We start from the raw sequence: 17,236 nt of genomic DNA, 5'->3' as shown, positions 1-17,236 counted from the left end.
AAAGCAGGCGTTGCCGGAACGTTTGGGAATAGGGGAGAAGGCACATGAATTACCATGACCCGTCAATTAATACCATAGATGTAGTCCCCGAACAGGCGGACCATCTTGGTGTCTTTCTGGACGTCCTGTATCAGAACCGCGGCATGATCGCGCTGATCACCGCGTGCTTTCTTTTTATGGGTGCGGCTTATGCACTGCTCGCGGCGCCGGTGTATCAGGCCGATATTCTGATCCAGGTTCAGGAGAATCCGAATGCTGCCAAGGACGCCTTGGGTGACGTGAAGTCGATGTTCGCTGTCAAGACGGCTGCTTCGGCCGAGATCGAGGTGTTGCGCTCCAGACTGGTGATCGCGGGAGCCGTGACCAGTGCGCAACTCAGCCTCAGCGCGACGCCGCGGTATTTTCCGGTAGTCGGCCGGTGGATTGCTGGCCACCTGAGTGATCTGGCCCACTCCGGCATGGGCGGCTATGCATGGGGTTATGAGCGGATCAGCGTTTCGAAATTCGATGTGCCCGATGCACTGCAAGGCGTGACATTTATCCTGACACTGCACAAGAACGGCAACTATTTGCTGAAGTACAAAAGCATCGAGTTGCCCGGGCGCGTCGGTGAACTGTTGCACGCTGAAACGGCCGAAGGGCCAGTTGATCTCCTCGTGGACCAGATCGTCGGAAAGCCGGGCGTCGGTTTTGAACTTGTTCGGACTTCGGAGCTTGCTGCGATTCAGCGTGTGCAATCGGGCTTGTTGATTTCGGAGAAAGGTAAGGAATCTGATGTGATCGGCGTAGCTCTGGAGGGCACCGATCCGAAAAAGATCAGCGCTATTCTCGATGCGATCGGTGCGGCGTATGTTCGGCAAAATGTCTTGCGTACTCAGGAAGAGGCACAGAAGTCGATCACATTTCTCGATGCTCAATTGCCTGAACTGAAGTCCAAACTGGAGGTCGCGGAAAGCGAGTTCAACGCATTTCGGGCGAAGAACGGGACAGTGGATCTTAGCGCGGAAGCAGCCGCGCTTCTGCAACGGTCGACCCAGGCGAAAAGCAAGGTCGCCGACCTTGAGCAGCAGCGAGCGTTGCTTCTCGCGCGGTACACATCGGAAAACCCGGCAGTGATCGCCGTCAACGACCAATTAAGCGAGGCTCAGAGGGAGGTTGGAGGCATTGCTTCCGTGACCAAGCAACTGCCGCCGATGGAGCAGAGCCTGCTGCGGCTGCAGAGAGAGGTTCAGGTGGATACCTCCATCTACACGAACCTCTTGAACACCCGTGAGCAACTGCGTCTTCTCAAAGCGGGGAAGGTGTCGAATGTGCGATTGGTAGATACCGCTATCGTGCCGGATAGTCCGATTCGGCCGAAACGCGTGCTTGCGATTATCGGAGCCTTGATGGCGGGCCTGTTCGCGAGCGTCGTGTTGGTATTGCTCAAGCGAAGGCTCTTTGACGGCGTCACCATTCAGAACGAAATTGAAACCGGCACCGGGCTGTCCGTGTACGCGACGATTCCTCGCAGCAGAGTACAGGAAACGCTGGCCCGTAGTCTTCTACGCAACACCGATTCAAATCTTGTGCTGGCGCACGCAGCGGCGGGCGATGCAGCGATCGAAAGTCTGCGAAGCTTCAGAAGCGCGCTTGAGTTTGCTCTCGTCGACGCACCTAACCGGATTGTCTTGCTCGCCGGGCCGACGCCCATCGTGGGCAAGTCATTCGTCTCGGTTAATCTCGCGGCGTTGATCGGGGCGTCGGGGCAACGTGTGCTGCTGGTCGATGCTGATCTGAGAAGGGGCACGTTGCACCAATATCTTGGAGTTCCATGCAGCCCTGGCATTACCAATATCGTGACGCGTGACAAGACGTTCGAAGATGCTGTACACCGCGGCATTCTGCCAGGTGTCGATTTCATCGCGAACGGAGGATACATACAGAACGCAAGCGAAATTCTCAAGCATCGGAACTTCCTCGCGTTCGCCCAGCAGGTAGACAGCGAATACGACGTGGTCCTGATCGACGCGCCGCCTATTCTGCCGGTTGCCGATTCAGGCATTGTGGCTTCGATTGCGGGAATGGTGTTCGTGATTGCACGACACGGCGTGACAACGGTGGAGGAACTGCGCGAGTCGACGCGCAGGTTCGAGCAGATCGGTGTGCCGATTCGCGGTGTCATTTTCAACGACGCGATGTCGAGACCAGGTCGCTACGGGAAAGCGTACGCCGCCTACGGATATTCCAGCTACACCACCGGAGTACCCGCCAAGGGGACTGAGGCCTGACATTGCAAGGGACGCGAGCGCGCAGTATGTGTGTCGGTACGCGATTCAGCAACTAGTGCAGCTGATTCGCGGACGGACGCCGTACGGGGCGATACGCCCGTACACCCGTGGCTCGTCGCTCGAATCGGCAGCCTCGGGATAGCGGTCAGGCGCTGGCGAACGCGTTCAGGTTCCCGGCGTGTCCGCGAGTGTGACTTCGAGCAGAATGACGTGGTCAGGTACGTTCACGGTGAGTTGGCGCAAATCGCGATGGCTGGCGAGCGGCGCCGCCGAAACGAGCGGATCGTACAGGTCAACACGGCTCGCTTTCACGCCGAAGTCAAGTTCGACAGAGGCAGGCGGGCTGGTGAGCGGTGTCCCCGCCGCCCGGTCCCAGATCGGCGTTTCGTTCCATAGCGCCAGTACGAAGCGACCGTCCTTTTTCCGCAGCAGCAAACTGTTCGCCGATACCGGCATTTCGGAGAGTCTATAAGCGAGGGTGCCACGCACCGCGCCGGTTGTGCCGTTCGCGCGCAGTGTCGTGCCAGCGTTCAGTATCGACGTGAGATTGCGAATCGCGTGGGCCACCTGTTTGGGACTATTGTCGTTGCGAAAGAGTCCGTAGTGCATTTCGCCGCTCTTGTTCTGCGGATCGGGTTTCTGGTCGAGCAGTTCGTAGACAAAGGTCCGTTTTACGCCCGCCGCCGCCGCGTCCATGTAGCCGTTGAGAACACCCTTGGCCTGGGTCGGCTCGTCGACGCCGAGCATGTACCAGCCTGCCTGAGGCATCGAGAAGTAGCCGAATTCGGTGATGACGAGCGGCAGCTGAAACTTCTTGACGGCATCAATGGCCGCGCCCATCCACCTGTCGCCGTTCGCGTTATAGGTTGGTTGTTCGCCGTTTTGTGGGTAGACATGCTGATTCGCGTAATCGGCGGAATCTGCGCGCGTCTCGACTGACTTCTCGTCGTAGCCGGTGAGATCGTAGACGTGCACGCCCTTGAGTTCCGGCGTGGCGTGTACACGTGCGTAGATCTCGCGCTGCACGGCGAGCCCGGCAGCGGTGCCCGTGAGGCCGTGATAGGGGATCGGCCAGTTGTTGATCTCGTTGAAACCTTCGATGGCCGTGACACTGCCAGGCACTGTGACGTTCAATTTCGCAGCCTGTCCGATTGACTCCGCAAAGTTCGAGCCCGTCAGGAAGTTGAATTTGACGCCGTGTTGCGCGAGATAGACATAGCTTGAAAACGGCGGACTGCTGCCGGGCGCATAGTCGCGCACGTGATGGATGCCGAGCCATGCCAGATCGTCGGCGACGTTACGTACGTTGACATAGGCGCCATCGGTATAGTTGACGTGGGTAATGACAGCGAGTGTCTCGATGAAGGTGTCGGCAGGCATGGCTCGCACAGCATCGCTGGCTTGCACCGTCGATACGCACGCGAGCACGCAGATGCCTGCTGCGACGCTTTCGGCGGCGCGTGTGCCGAACCACCGGTATGTTTTCGTCCGGTTCGCGGATCGCGAACCGGACGAGACGGCTGTGTTGGCGGGCAGGACACGGGTGGTTGCTACGGGATGCTTCACGGCGGATTCCTTGTGTGAGAGGGCTGCCGGCTCCGTGCGCGTTGCGCGATGCCGGCATCTCGATGGTTTGGCCTCTGTTGGAGACGCATTCAAAGATCATCTTGATACGTTGTTGCGTCCTTCGTGTGTGCGACGGCGAACGGATAGGACGTGACATGCTGCGCGAAGGTGTGGGTCTCCGAGGCAAAGGGATATCCTGGCCCGCCCGGCCCGCCGCGGCGGGCTGCGTTTTTGTACGCGCGGGCGTTCCGGTTCACCTATGCGATTGCCGGCGAACGGGGCCCGGTGTGAAAACTGGCGTTGCATGAGCGACGGCGAACATTTTTCTGGCTGCGGGTCGGTCACACTCTGGGCCATATGACCTGTATGACGCGGTCTGTCGAATCTGGTTGTGTGCCGCGGTGACTTTGCGCACGCGTAACGACGTACCTTGAGCGATGCCCCGGAACCCGCCGATGAAACCCCTGCATACTCCGAATCTGGTAATCAATGGCCGTTTTCTGGGGCGCCGCGCGACGGGCGTCGATCGCTTCGCATTCGAGACCATTCGAGCGCTCGATCAGTTGATCGAACTGGACGATCCGCTCGTCGCCGGACTGAGGACCGAAATCGTCGTACCCGAAGCACTGGCCGGCATGGTCAATCCGTTTCGGCACGTCGGGCTGCGGGGGAGCGGAAAAGGCGGCGGCCTGCGCTGGGAACAACTCGCGTTACCACAGGCGGCATCGGGCCGCCTGTTGCTCAATCTCTGCAACTCCGGGCCGCTGATGTACGGCCGTCAGGTGACGGTGCTGCACGACGCGGCGCCCGCACGCGTGCCCGACAGTTACAGCCGTTCCTTTGTCGCCTGGTACCGCCTGATGGCACCACGCATCGGCCGGGTATCGCAGCGCGTGCTCACCGTGTCGGAATTCTCGCGGCGCGAGTTGTGCGACGCTTACCGGATTCCTGCCGGCAAGATTGGTGTCGTGCCGGAGAGCGGAGAGCACATGTTGCGTGTGCAACAGGATCAAGGCGCAGTGGAGTCCACGCTGAACGGACGTCCATTCGTGCTGGCGGTGGGAAGCCTCAACCGGCACAAAAATTTCCGTCTCGTGGCCGAGGCCGCGCACCTCATCAACGATGCGCAGTTCGACATCGTGGTGGTGGGCGGCGGGGATTCGAGGGTGTACGGAGCGGGCCGGGATGCGTTGCCCGCGTTCGTGAAACACCTCGGTTACGTGAGCGACGGCGAGTTGGCGGCGCTGTACCGGCGCGCGGCGTGTTTCGTGTATCCGTCACGTTATGAGGGCTTCGGGCTGCCGCCGGTCGAGGCGCTGGCTCTCGGCTGTCCTGTCATTGCTTCGAGGTTGCCGGCCGTGCTGGAAGCGTGTGGCGATGCCGTGCTCTACACCTCGCCGGATGATCCCGCGGAACTAGCGCACCTGCTTGAACAGATCACCAGCGACGCCGCGCTGCGTGCGAGTCTGCGCGAGCGGGGCCGTGCGCGTACTGCGGAACTGACCTGGCGTGCCACCGCAGTCAAGCTGATCGAGGAGATATCGCCGTGGCTAATGTAACGCTTGCCGCAACCCTTGCAAACGACACACGTCGCTTCGGCCGGGTAGCCCTCGTGCATGACTGGCTCGCTGCGTATGCGGGTTCGGAAAAGGTGGTGGAACAGATTCTTCAATTGTTTCCCCATGCCGATCTCTACAGTATCGTCGATTTCTTTCCGGAGTCGCAGCGGGGCGTGCTGGGCGGAAAACGCGCCCATACTTCGTTCATTCAACATTTGCCGCGGGCGCGCAAATCGTTCCGCAGCTACCTTCCGCTTATGCCGCTGGCGATCGAGCAGTTCGATCTATCGGCCTACGATCTCGTGATTTCGTCGAGCCATGCTGTGGCCAAAGGCGTGCTGACCGGGCCGCATCAGGTGCACGTGAGCTATGTGCATTCGCCGATTCGCTATGCGTGGGATCTCCAGCATCAATATCTGGCCGAAGCCGGCATGCAGCACGGCATGAAGAGCTGGATCGTGCGTCTGCTGCTTCATTACATGCGTATCTGGGACCATCGCACCGCACATGGTGTGGACGCTTTCGTCGCCAATTCGGCCTTCGTCGGAAGACGCATCCGGAAGGCCTATGGTAGTGACGCCACCGTTGTCTATCCACCTGTCGATGTCGAGCGGTTCGAGCTTGGCACGCAGCATGAGGACTTCTATCTGATTGCCTCGCGCATGGTGCCTTACAAGCGGATTCCGCTCATCGTCGAGGCTTTTGCGGCGATGCCCTCGCGGCGTCTCGTGGTGATCGGTGACGGCCCCGATTTCGCGCGCGCCAAAGCATGCGCGACGCCTAACGTAACGCTGCTCGGTTATCAGCCCGATGCGGTGCTGGTGGACTACATGCAACGCGCGCGCGCCTTCGTCTTCGCCGCGGAAGAGGACTTCGGCATTTCGGTAGTCGAAGCACAGGCCTGCGGCACCCCGGTCATCGCGTTGGGCCGTGGAGGTGTGCGGGAGATCGTCGTCGATTCGGCGGATCCGGAGCGCGGCACGGGGCTTTTCTTCGATGAGCAGAATGTGGCGTCCATCGTCGATGCGGTGGAGCGTTTCGAAGCGCGCCCGCTGTTTCGTGGGGAAGTCTGCCGCCGCAATGCCTTGCGCTTTACGGCGGAACGTTTCAAACACGAATTCATGGATGTCGTGGAACGCGCGATGCATGACAACAAAGGGTTTGCCGATACACCGCCGGCGCTCCAGTACCGACGCTCCGCATGAGACGGCGCAGCAACAAGATCGTTCGCGCATGAGCGTGCGGCGGACGGATAGGGGTTCAAGCAAGTGGAACTGACGATATTCGGGATCATTGTGTTCGTCACCGGAATGGTGGCGCTCTACACGTCGCATCGCGCCGTGATTTACGGAATGGCTGTCTACTCGCTGTTCGGTTGTGCGCTCGCGTTGGGATTGGGCGGTATCGGCATCTTGCCGCCACAACTCTTTCTCGCATTCTTCGCCTTGAGGGCTTTCAATCTTGTCGGCGGGAAGAAGCTTGGCGATGCGTTCTCGATGGACAAGCCGGGTTTCTGGCTGCTCTGCAACTGCCTGTGGGCAAGTGTGGGCGCCATCCTGCTGCCGCGCCTGTTACTCGGTACGACGTTCGTGTTTCCCGTCGATCGCAGTACCGACTTGATACTGCTACAGCCGCTCCGCCCAGTCTCGGGCAATCTGTCTCAGGTGGTGTATTGCATTGGCGATGTCGTGGTGTATTGCTGCATGTATGCATTTCTGAAATGTCGTGGCGCGTACAGGACCTTCGCGAACGCGATCTTCCTGCTCACTCTGCTCGACGTGCTCGCAGGCGTGATCGATGCCGTTTCGCACATTGTCGGCATTGATGTTCTTTCGCTCGTCAAGACAGCACAGTTCGCCGATCTGAGCGGCGAGGAATTGGGTGGACTGGTGCGCATCAGCGGCACGTTCAGCGAGACTTCCGCGTTCTCAACCTTCACGCTGCCGCTCTTTGTCTTTTGCCTGAATCTATGGCTGGTCGGGTGGCGTCCGAAACTGGCCGGCGCACTTGCTGTCGCGACGGGTGCACTGATGCTGCTGTCCACTTCGGGAAGCGCCTATGTCGGGATGGCTGGGTATCTGGTCGTATTGGTGTTCAGCAGGCCGCATCTTGTCGCGCGTGACGCTGCTGTGCGCAAGCATCGCATGTGGATCATCTCTGCTTGCATGGGCGTGCTGGGTGTGCTCTACGTCATACTCTTCCTGCCGGGAGTGGTGGATACGCTCGGGCAATTCGTCGACGCGGCGATATTGAGCAAAGCTGGTAGCTCATCCGGCGTTGAACGAATGAGTTGGAACACTCAGGGCATGACCAATTTCTTCGATACCTATGGGATAGGCGTCGGATTGGGCAGCATTCGCGCATCGAGCTTCCTGGTGGTACTGCTGGGGAGTCTGGGTATCGTGGGTGCGGTCTGCTATGGGATGTTCGTTGGCAAGTCTCTGCTCTCGCCGATGCCAGCCCATTACCCAATCACGGAACGCGCCGTCTGCTACGCGGCTCGGCATAGCATGATCTCGGCATTGATCGTCGCTTCGACTTCGGCTGGGGTGTTTGAGCTGGGTTCGTGTTTCTACCTGTTTGCGGCCGCAGCGGGGGCACTCTCGCCGCTTGCGTCAAGACGCGTATTCAGGCGTCAGGGACGGGTTGCCTCTTCTGCCTATGTCTGGCCCAGTCGTAACGTAGTAGAACCTGTCGACGTAGAGCCTGTTGAATTTGTGACGCAGCCGAAACGCCGCGGGTAGGGTTCTGGCGAAGAGCCGCGTGGGAGAGTGCGCCTGGCCTTTTAACCCCGCGCGGCGGCTTGTGCGGCGCACTCAACAATCACTCGACGATCCGCGGCTGGTACAGGAAGAATGCCGGCTTGCAATCTAACGCTATCGTCTTATGTTCGATAGTTTTCATAACTTTGCCGCTCGTTCAGGTGTCAGCCTTCCTCGTACGAAGTCCCAGAGGCCGATCAGATTGCCGCTCAGACGACCGCGACGATCGACCCAAGGCTCCGGTGCAATACTTCGTACAATATTGCTGGCAACATTTCGCAGAACGTGGTCGAGCGCAACGCGCAAAGGCATCGTTTTCTTTCTCACCAGATAGAGTGGATTGATGACCTGTGAATAGCCTAGCTTGCGCCCAGACACCCTCCCACGCTTGGCTCCCAGGTGCACTCCGAGTGCGGTATTAACGCGAACGACACGACGGCCGAGATTCCATATCTGGCCTCCGAAATCACGATCCTCCTGCCAGCCATAGAGAACAAGGCGCTCATCAAAGCGGAGGCCTGCAATGCTGCGGGCTCGAAACGCCATATTGCACCCGTAGGGAGCACCGGCCGGAGTTGCAATCAATCTTTCCGGGGTTTCACGCGTCCCGGCCAGGATAGCTCGTCCTTCTTCGAACGAATAACCCGGCCCATGGATGCCATCTGCGAGTACCGTTCCGGTAACACAGGCGATAGAGGGATCGCTATCCAGGACCTTGAGGATTTCCGAAATCCAGGTGCTGTGCATCAGGAAATCATCGTCCAGAAAGATCACGACGTCGAAGTCTTCCGGCACATGGTTCAATGCGGTATTGCGTTGCGCGGAACTGCCAGGCTTCCCCTTGATGACGAGCATGCCAGGTTGGCTTGGAAGGTCGCCAATATCCTCATCCGATACGCAAGAGACGATGATCAGATCCGGCTTGACAGTCTGCAGATCGACGAAGGCGATGACATGCTTAAGGAGCTCGGCGCGGCCCCGCGTGGCGAAGATCAGGCAAACTTTTGATTGCTTGCCGGCAGAGGGGCCTCTGTCGTGGCTTATTTTCACGGTTTCCATCCTCAGTGTTTCCGTCCTCAGTGTCTATGCTGGGGCCAACTGCCGTTGTCTGGCCTCGGGCTGAAAGTTGCGGATGCCGCAAGCAATTCCAGCCACCATGTAGAAGGCATGGTATTGGTCTGGCAGACGCAGCACTGCTGCCTACCGCACACGCAAATACACGCATATCGAGCGCTCGCGAATCGTATCCCGTATGTGCGGTGCGCCACACAGGGTGCGAGAGCGTTTGGGATGTATGCGCTTGCGTGGGGTAGGTAGCAGTGCGCGTATGGCGAGCCGATACCATGTACCAGCAGCCTGAACGGCGCGCTGCGTCGCGCGTCGTCATCGAGCGGATTAGCCGTTGGCCAGGCTCGCAGCCACACGGACATTCGAGGGGAGACATCGATGAGCGTCACATCGCGCAAGCCTGTACAGGCTTATCGGCCGGACATTGATGGATTGCGCGCGGCCGCGGTTATTTCAGTGGTCATTTTCCATGCGTTCCCTGGGACACTGGCGGGTGGCTTCGCCGGCGTGGATATATTCTTTGCGATCTCCGGCTACCTGATTTCGCAGCACATCATCGAGACGCTCGATCAGGGACGCTTCAGCCTCATTGACTTCTACGCGCGGCGTATCAAGCGCATCTACCCGGCTCTCATCACCGTGATGGTCACCAGTCTCGCGGCTGGCATCGTGCTGATGGCGTCGGGTGAACTCAAGCAGCTCGCATCGGATGCACTTGCGAGCGTCGCGTTCGTCGCGAACATCTACTTTTATATGACGCGAGACTACTTTTCGCAGGGGGCATCGACAAGCGCGCTCCTGCATCTGTGGTCGCTCGGCGTGGAGGAGCAGTACTACATCGTCTGGCCGATCGCGCTCTTTCTGCTCTGGCGATTCGTGAGTCGGCGCGTGGCGACAATTGCGATCGCCGCGGGCATCGTGCTGTCACTTGCCAGCAGCATCTTCCTGAGCGGTACGCACGCCATCGCGGCATTTTATCTGCCGGTCACGCGTTTCTGGGAATTGCTGTTTGGCTCCGCGCTTGCATGGGTGGAGTTTCATTCCGGCGAACGCCGCACCGCGCTTGCAAGGGATACGGCGTTGGCATGGCGCTTGACGCTGCGCGATTTCGCCTCGTTTGCAGGCGTCGCCCTCATTGCCGTCAGCCTTGCGTTGTTCGATCCGAAGATTGTGTTTCCGGGCTGGCGGGCGGCACTACCCGCCGGCGGCGCCACGCTCATCATTTCCGCAGGCCCGGCGGCCTGGTTCAACCGCCGGGTGCTTGCCCTTAAGCCGTTGGTCTACATCGGACTCATCAGCTACCCGCTTTATCTCTGGCATTGGCCGATACTGGTCTTTCTGCATCTTTTGAGTGGCGGCACGCCAACGGCGACGATGTTGGTCGCCGCCATCGTCGTCGCTTTTGCGTTGTCTTCCATCACACTCAGCTTTATCGAGACGCCCGCGCGCTTCAGCCGCACGGTGCGGTGCCACCCTGTGCGTGCTGCGAGCGTGCTAGTCGCGATGATGACGGGCGTTGGCCTGTCCAGCTACGCGATTTCGAGCGATAACGGCTTGCCGGACCGTTTTCCCGACGCGAGCTTCGGCGCGCATCAGCAACACTGGGTACTCACTGACACATGCAAGAAGACCTTCCCGGGTTCGGAATTCTGCGTCATTCCCGCGCCCAACGAACGTCCCGAGGTGGCGCTGCTCGGCGACAGTCACGCCAATCACTTGTACGAAGGGCTGCGGCCGGCATTGGCATCCAACGGGATTGGGCTGTTTGCGGTCGGTAGCGGCAACTGTCCGCCGTTTTCCGGCGTTGACATTTACCTTGGCGAGCACGTCAAGCATTGCGCGGCGCTGTTCGGCGGCGTGCTCGATTACGTCGTGAAATCGTCCGACATCCGTTCGGTGGTGCTGTCGAGCTACGCCATTTCGTCGATCACGGGCGGCTTCGACTACGGTCAGGGTGGCTATATCCGTCTCGTGGCTGCGGGCGGCGGTCGGGCGAATCCGACGCTGGGCCAGCGTGACGAAGAGAGCAACCTGGACGTCTATCTCGCCGGTCTTGAACGCACCTTGGGCCGGCTTACCGCTGCGGGTAAGCACGTGGTGTTCGTGCTCGACACGCCGGAGCTGGATTTCGATCCCAGCGCCTGCGTACGCCGCCCCGTGCAATTTTCCGTGCGCTCGCCCTGCGCGGTCCCACGCGCAAAAGTGGAGAAGCGGCTGAGGGCCGTGCAAACGCGCATCCGAGCGGTGCTGGCCAGGTTTCCCGACGTGAAGGTGTTCAATCCGGTTCCGCTTCTGTGCGACGCGCAGAATTGCTACGCACGGCAGGGCGGGGCGTTTATGTACGCGGACCGGGATCACTTGACGTCCGATGGTTCGCGCTACGTCGTTAGGTGGCTCATGCAGGACATCGAGGGCGGGGGGCAAATCTGAGTGCTCCTGCCACGCATGAGCAGCTTCGATCTCGAACAGGGCGGCATAGCCGGAGTCGCCAACTGAGGTGAGGCCGGTTCGCGCCGGCTCCGATCACCTTTGATTGCCGTCAGTGCCAACCTCTCGCCAAGGTTCGCCAGTCAGCTCGCGTCCTGTTTGACGGGCACGTTGCGGGCCCGGGCTTCATGAGTGGCCATGACCGGCTGGTTCAGTCCTGCGTGGCCTGTTCCACGCAACGGTATCTTCGCTAGCCGCTGCAATAGCCGGCGCGCGTTCTTGTGCAGCGGTCGGTCGACGAACCAGTAGAGTATGCCGCCCACCGCTGTCGCCAGGACAATGATGGCCGCCACGCCGATGGGCGCAGTGACGTCAAAATCATTGATAGCCCTCGGCAGCAGTTTGCGCGCTGCTTCGACGCAGTATGGATGGCTCAGGTAGACGGCATAACTGGCATTGCCAACGAATATCGCGCCACGTGTCAACAGGCCCGACCCCATCTTCGATTCGAGACTCAGACTGCCAATGACCATCAGGAACGCCGGAATGCCGTAATACAGCAACGGGATATTCGCCATTGCGTGCCAGTCCACGAATGCCATCCATGCGTAGGCGCCTGCCACGATACAGCCCGCAAGGACCGGTATGATCCGGACCCCGAGCCTCCAGAGCCAATAACTCGCGAAGCCGAGCGGGAACTCAAATACGCGCTGATAGGAGTAGAACGTGGCAATCGCGCCGTGCGAGCCTGAGGCCTTTAATGCGCAAAAGATTGCGAAGATCAATGCCGACGCGAATAGCAGTCGATGGCGGCGCATCAGTATCAGCGACACTGCCGCAACCACGTAAAACATCATTTCGTAGTTCAGCGTCCAGCCGACGAACAACATCGGGAAAATTTCGCCGCTTTCCTTGCGGTAGGGAATGAAAAGCAGCGACTTGAGCAGGTTTCCGAAGTTGGCCGTCGTTGAATTGAACAAAGACGGGGCGATGAGGGTGCCGGCTAATACGCTGAATGTCAGCAGCCAGTAGAGCGGCACGATTCGGGCAATGCGGTCTGCGAGAAAGCGCCCTACGGTCATACCGGGGCTATCCAGCACGAGTGCGATCACAAATCCGCTGAGCACGAAGAAAATGTCCACGCCGAATTCGCCGAACGTGTGTCCGGTCGGCGCAAGGATGTGAAAAAAGATGACCGTCGTGGCCGCAATTGCGCGCAGCACGGTAAGGGAGTGGAGCTTGCTCATGTCTGGCTCGCAGTCTGCGTGTTCGACAATCCCGACCGGAGCGGACGCTCTGTGTCGGCGCGGTCATTCAGACATCGCGCGGGGAGGGAGTGCCCGTTGCCATGCCGCGTGATCATTGGCTTTGCGCCCACCGTCGCGTGTAGTTGCGCATCGACGCGACCAGCTCGAGCACACGTGCGTAGAACCGAGGTTCGGTGCGTGCGCTCCATGCGAGCGAGACGGCTGTCATACCGAGCCACACCACGATGCTTGGCCATGTGAGTGGAGCGAAGACGAGTGTGCCGACATACGCTGCTGTGACGATCAGCGCCGGCACGGCCAGCATGCGTGTTGGCCGCGCATCCAGACGCGCGGCATGGAGCAACAGCACGCCGTCGAGCAGGTTGCGCGCGCTCCACGCGAGCGCTGCGCCCAGCACGCCAAAGTGTTGCAGCATCCACCACAGCAAGGCAAGGAACGGCAACATTTCATAAGCCTGCAAACGCGCGACGATGCCTGGCCTGCCCGTTGCCTGCAGGTGGCAGGCAGCGATCCATGCGAGGGAGTTGATCCAGATGCCAACGAGAATCGTCTCACCAACCGACGCGGCACGTGAGGCGAATTCCTGGCCCACCCACAGTGAGAGAAAGGGATGCATAAGGAATATGCCGAACACCATCATCGGCGTGAGTGCGGCGGCGAGGCCGCGTATCACGCTGGAGGAGAGCGCCACGCCGCTCGCGGCGTCGAGTGCCGAGAGGCGCGGAAATAGCGTCCGGGCGATGACGGATGGAAAAAGTCGCGCGCGCGCGGCGAGATTGAAGGGCACCTGATAGTAGGTGACTGCCTGCGGCCCGAGCGCGTGGCCGATCATGAGGCGGTCGGCGGTCTCCAGCAGCGGCTGCGCCAGGCTCGTCACGCTGATCCACGCGCCGTAGGAAAACAGTTGGCCGACCAGTTCTCGGCGTGGGCCGCTGGCGAGGCGCAACGGAAAGACGCGCCAGACCGCGAATGCCGTCACCGTCAGCGCCGCTACCCCGGCCACTAGCGTGCCGAACACCAGAAAGCGCAGATTCGGCCCGAAGACGAGCGCCGCCCCGAGCGGCACAAGCTGATACATCAGCGTGACCGGGAGTGTTACCGCGTTGAGCGTGCCAAAGCGCTCGCGCCCCACGAGTGCGCCGTTGAACACGGAAATGAGATTCGAGAGCGGCACGAGACAGGCTACGTAGGGCAATGCGGGCAACAACTCGACGCGCAGGGCCTCCCCCATGTCGAAGTACGCGAGCAGCGCGTGCATGAGCGCATACAGTGCTACGCCGCCCACGAGACCCAGTGCTGCGTTGAGGATCATCGCTGTCCACAGGACTGCTTCGCGCTCGCGGTGTGGCGCATCGCCGAGTTGCGCGATGCGGTTGGACGTCGCCGAAGACAGCCCCAGATCGAGAAAGCCGAAATAACCCTGCACCATCCAGACGATGGCGAGTACCCCGTAGCGCGCCGCACCGATGTGGTGGAGATAAATCGGCGTCGTCACGAGCGCAACGAACATAGGCAGGATCCCGCCCACGAAGTTGAGCGTGGCGCTGCGTGTGAGACTGGGTTTTGCGGTCATGGGGTACTCCAGTGCGCGACTTGCACATTCTGACCGAGGCAGGCGAGAGCGTTTGTGTGTCCGCGTACGGAGAGACGGGGTTTAAAGGTTAAATCTATCGAGGCATGTTTTGCGTGCGGTAGCCAGCAGTGCTGCGTCTGCTACACCAATAGCATGCCCTCTCATATGCTGGCTGGAATGGCTTGCGGCTAGTCAAGTGCTGACGAGAGAGGCCTTGGACATCGGGTTCTGCCGCGCTTGCGACGTTGTCTAACCCTTTGGATTTACAACAATGATCCCTTCTGCCGACGCTCTGCTGACCGTTGATCAAGCCGTCTACAAGACCGCATTCAACAATACACCGTTCAGTTTCAAGCACTGTCTGCATCAGCTGTCGATGTTCCAGCCGGTGGCACTAGCGGAGTTGGCGAAGAAGTATGGTGGGAAACCTGCGGATTATTACGTTTCCAATTCGGCTTCCACGCCAGGGACCCGATTCTTCGATGTCAAATCAAAAACGTCGAAGCCGGATGAGGCGCTTGCTCAGCTTGCCACGGGGCCGACGCGCGTGCTTTTGAAGCGGCCCGAGAATTATGACGCCGGCTTTCGAGAACTATTGGACAAGCTGTTCGAAAAAGTGATCGAACTACGCGGCGGTCTCAATGGTGAAAAGGTCGTGCGGCTCGAATCGGCCATCTTCGTCAGCTCCGCCTCCTCGACCACGCCGTTCCATTTCGATCCGGAAATCAATCACTTCTTCCAGATCGAGGGCGACAAGCACTACCATGTCTATCGTCCCAGTGCCGTTCGGGAAGACGAACTCGAGGATTTCTACGTGCAGGGCATAGTCGAGATCGGCCAGGTGGATCTGGCCACGCGAGACAAGAGCCTCGAACATGTCTTCGACCTTGTGCCCGGTAGTGGTTTTCACCAGCCGCAGGACGCGCCCCATTGGGTTCAAACCGGCGCGGAACGCAGCGTTTCCTATGCGTTCGTCTATGAGACCGACGCGAGCCGGGCCCGTGGCCGCATCCTGGCCGCCAATCACATCCTGCGCAAACTCGGAGTAAATCCTCAGCCGCCCGGTGCGAACGCCGGGACCGACAATGCGAAATCATCGGTGATGAGGGTTGTTGTTCCCGTCCGCAGGCGTATCGTTCGCAATCTGAATCGGGGCCGTTGATCTGGCATTGCAGTCGTCATTTTCTCGTCTGATTCGATGGACTGAACCAACCAGAAGGTGCGCTAGCGCACCGAACCCCTGAAAGCTGGGTTTGATCGGCTTGGCCTCCGGTGTACGATTTCTGCAGATTCCACGCAATTGGGTGGCGTTCGGCTTTGGCACTAACGGATCTCGTTTTCCCAACGGTTATCAGACTATAAGGAGCGATCGCATGGACATCTCCACGGATTCCGCGGTCCCCGAAGTGACATTGCCAGACAAGTGGATCGACGCAGATTCTTCAGTGTTTCGAGAGCGTTTCGACCGGAAGAGCTTCGAGGTTTCCCACCGCCTGGCATCTCATCCACGCTTTGAAGTCCCTCAATTGATAGATTTGGCGGAGCGAACCCTGAGAACGCGCCCATCTGATCTCTACTACGACATGGGTGACGTCGCACCTGGTCAAAAATGGAGAGATACGAATCGTGCGTTCTCACCGCTGAATGCACTAAGGCAGCTGGAAGATTCAAACGCCTGGTTCATCCTCAGAGACGCGCAAAGAGATCCTGCCTACACCGAGCTGTACAGGCATGCGATTGCAGAGGTCAAGGATATGGTTGGCGGCGGCATCGAATCCAAGATCAGAAATGAGGAGATCATCATTTTCATCACGTCACCGAAGCGGGTGACGGCATATCACATAGATCGCGAATGCAATTTTATTCTTCAAATCCATGGGGGAAAGGATTTGTACGTCTTTGACCGGGAAGATCGGCAGGTTCTTCCAGAGGTGGAAATTGAGCGGTTCTGGACGAACGACAACAACGCGGCAAACTATAGACCCGAACTGCAGGACCGAGCGCGGCTGTACAGATTGGTCCCGGGAAATGGCGTTCACGTTCCTGTCAACTGCCCCCACTGGTTGAAGAACGATGACAATATCTCGGTGACTTTGAGCGTAAACTTCCAGTTTATTGACTCTGTGCGAAGGGATATCTATCGCGCCAACTATTACCTCAGGAAGCTTGGAATCAATCCCAGTCCGCCTGGACGAAGCGCGGTGCGGGATCGAGCCAAGGCCATGGCGTTTTCGACGGCGCATGCCGCCGGGCGAGCTATCAAGTCGGCTTTGCAAAGAGGCGGTTAGTCTCAAGCCGGTCGCTTAACCAATTGAAAATTGGCGTCGTCGCGTCGGCCCTGCAGGCTGATTCCCAAGGCCCTCGTGGAGACGAGGGCCTTTTCTTTGAGGGCGTTCATCGGTAAGCGCTGACCAGACAAGGTATCGGCATCAGTTCCGGCGATCAACTTGCCACGAGACTGCGGAAGGCCGGCGTATCGGCTGGAGCTGTCCGGTCAAGTTTTGGGCAAGCGCATGATTGCCCCTGGAAACCGGTAGCGCGCGGGCTTACCCGGTATGCGCGTGTTTGCGTGCGCTTGCGTGCGCTTGCGTGCGTTAGGCAGCAGTGCCGTGTTTGATACACCGATACCCTACCTGTCAGAGAAAACTGCGTTGTCCTGCGTAACGTCGCCAGCGACATCGTGCGCAGTATCGCGCCGGCGCTTTGAGGCGATCGTCTGGACCGTTTGAGCGGCAATCTGATT

At 59.5% G+C, this 17,236-nt stretch carries 11 protein-coding genes; 7 read left to right on the top strand and 4 right to left on the bottom strand.

The genetic code is table 11. The features are described from left to right. Positions 1-44: 44 nt before the first annotated feature. Positions 45-2,270, top strand: coding sequence for a GNVR domain-containing protein (locus KHO30_RS17585; RefSeq protein ID WP_093632537.1), 2,226 nt, complete (start codon positions 45-47; stop codon positions 2,268-2,270). A 165-nt stretch (positions 2,271-2,435) separates the two neighbouring features. On the opposite strand, the gene KHO30_RS17580 is transcribed toward KHO30_RS17585, so the two are convergent. Then, positions 2,436-3,836 carry a calcium-binding protein gene (locus KHO30_RS17580; RefSeq protein WP_093632538.1) on the bottom strand — a complete coding sequence of 467 codons (1,401 nt, stop codon included), beginning with the start codon at positions 3,834-3,836 and terminating at the stop codon, positions 2,436-2,438. A gap of 455 nt (positions 3,837-4,291) precedes the next feature. On the opposite strand from KHO30_RS17580, the gene KHO30_RS17575 reads away from it, so the two are divergent. From KHO30_RS17575 to KHO30_RS17565, 3 genes are all read left to right on the top strand, one after another. Next, a complete protein-coding gene (locus KHO30_RS17575) occupies positions 4,292-5,395 on the top strand; it encodes a glycosyltransferase family 4 protein (RefSeq protein WP_054034696.1) in 1,104 nt (367 codons plus the stop codon). Beyond that, positions 5,383-6,600, top strand: a complete 1,218-nt coding sequence (locus tag KHO30_RS17570; protein WP_093632539.1) for a glycosyltransferase family 4 protein — start codon at positions 5,383-5,385, stop codon at positions 6,598-6,600. The genes KHO30_RS17575 and KHO30_RS17570 overlap by 13 nt, the downstream gene beginning before the upstream one ends. 63 nt (positions 6,601-6,663) lie before the next feature. Then, positions 6,664-8,139, top strand: coding sequence for a hypothetical protein (locus tag KHO30_RS17565; protein ID WP_244179211.1), 1,476 nt, complete (start codon positions 6,664-6,666; stop codon positions 8,137-8,139). Between the two features lie 156 nt (positions 8,140-8,295). Here KHO30_RS17565 and KHO30_RS17560 read toward each other — a convergent pair whose 3' ends face one another. Then, positions 8,296-9,216 carry a glycosyltransferase family 2 protein gene (locus KHO30_RS17560; protein ID WP_093632540.1) on the bottom strand — a complete coding sequence of 307 codons (921 nt, stop codon included), beginning with the start codon at positions 9,214-9,216 and terminating at the stop codon, positions 8,296-8,298. 387 nt (positions 9,217-9,603) lie between these two features. Between KHO30_RS17560 and KHO30_RS17555 the strand changes: the two genes are divergently transcribed. After that, the gene (locus KHO30_RS17555) at positions 9,604-11,655 is read left to right on the top strand and encodes an acyltransferase family protein (RefSeq protein WP_211701683.1); all 2,052 of its coding nucleotides are present in this window, start codon (positions 9,604-9,606) and stop codon (positions 11,653-11,655) included. A 140-nt stretch (positions 11,656-11,795) separates the two neighbouring features. On the opposite strand, the gene KHO30_RS17550 is transcribed toward KHO30_RS17555, so the two are convergent. Continuing rightward, positions 11,796-12,899, bottom strand: coding sequence for an acyltransferase family protein (locus tag KHO30_RS17550; RefSeq protein WP_093632542.1), 1,104 nt, complete (start codon positions 12,897-12,899; stop codon positions 11,796-11,798). A gap of 112 nt (positions 12,900-13,011) precedes the next feature. Further along, positions 13,012-14,493: a flippase gene (locus tag KHO30_RS17545; protein ID WP_211701682.1), complete on the bottom strand. Its 1,482-nt coding sequence runs from the start codon at positions 14,491-14,493 to the stop codon at positions 13,012-13,014. 271 nt (positions 14,494-14,764) lie between these two features. Here KHO30_RS17545 and KHO30_RS17540 point away from each other — a divergent pair, with 271 nt between their 5' ends. After that, positions 14,765-15,655: a hypothetical protein gene (locus tag KHO30_RS17540; protein ID WP_093632544.1), complete on the top strand. Its 891-nt coding sequence runs from the start codon at positions 14,765-14,767 to the stop codon at positions 15,653-15,655. A gap of 211 nt (positions 15,656-15,866) precedes the next feature. Beyond that, positions 15,867-16,781, top strand: a complete 915-nt coding sequence (locus KHO30_RS17535; RefSeq protein WP_093632545.1) for a transcriptional regulator — start codon at positions 15,867-15,869, stop codon at positions 16,779-16,781. Positions 16,782-17,236 lie beyond the last annotated feature (455 nt).

It is taken from the genome of Paraburkholderia aspalathi (assembly GCF_905220735.1).
Taxonomy (GTDB): Bacteria; Pseudomonadota; Gammaproteobacteria; order Burkholderiales; family Burkholderiaceae; genus Paraburkholderia; species Paraburkholderia aspalathi.
This window is presented reverse-complemented; position numbering and strand designations above follow the sequence as displayed.

Coding starts and splice junctions, on each gene's coding strand:
- KHO30_RS17555 (WP_211701683.1), top strand. CDS start 9,604: ATGAGCGTCACATCGCGCAAGCCTGTACAGGCTTATCGGCCGGACATT.
- KHO30_RS17575 (WP_054034696.1), top strand. CDS start 4,292: ATGAAACCCCTGCATACTCCGAATCTGGTAATCAATGGCCGTTTTCTG.
- KHO30_RS17585 (WP_093632537.1), top strand. CDS start 45: ATGAATTACCATGACCCGTCAATTAATACCATAGATGTAGTCCCCGAA.
- KHO30_RS17545 (WP_211701682.1), bottom strand. CDS start 14,493: ATGACCGCAAAACCCAGTCTCACACGCAGCGCCACGCTCAACTTCGTG.
- KHO30_RS17540 (WP_093632544.1), top strand. CDS start 14,765: ATGATCCCTTCTGCCGACGCTCTGCTGACCGTTGATCAAGCCGTCTAC.
- KHO30_RS17550 (WP_093632542.1), bottom strand. CDS start 12,899: ATGAGCAAGCTCCACTCCCTTACCGTGCTGCGCGCAATTGCGGCCACG.
- KHO30_RS17535 (WP_093632545.1), top strand. CDS start 15,867: ATGGACATCTCCACGGATTCCGCGGTCCCCGAAGTGACATTGCCAGAC.
- KHO30_RS17560 (WP_093632540.1), bottom strand. CDS start 9,216: ATGGAAACCGTGAAAATAAGCCACGACAGAGGCCCCTCTGCCGGCAAG.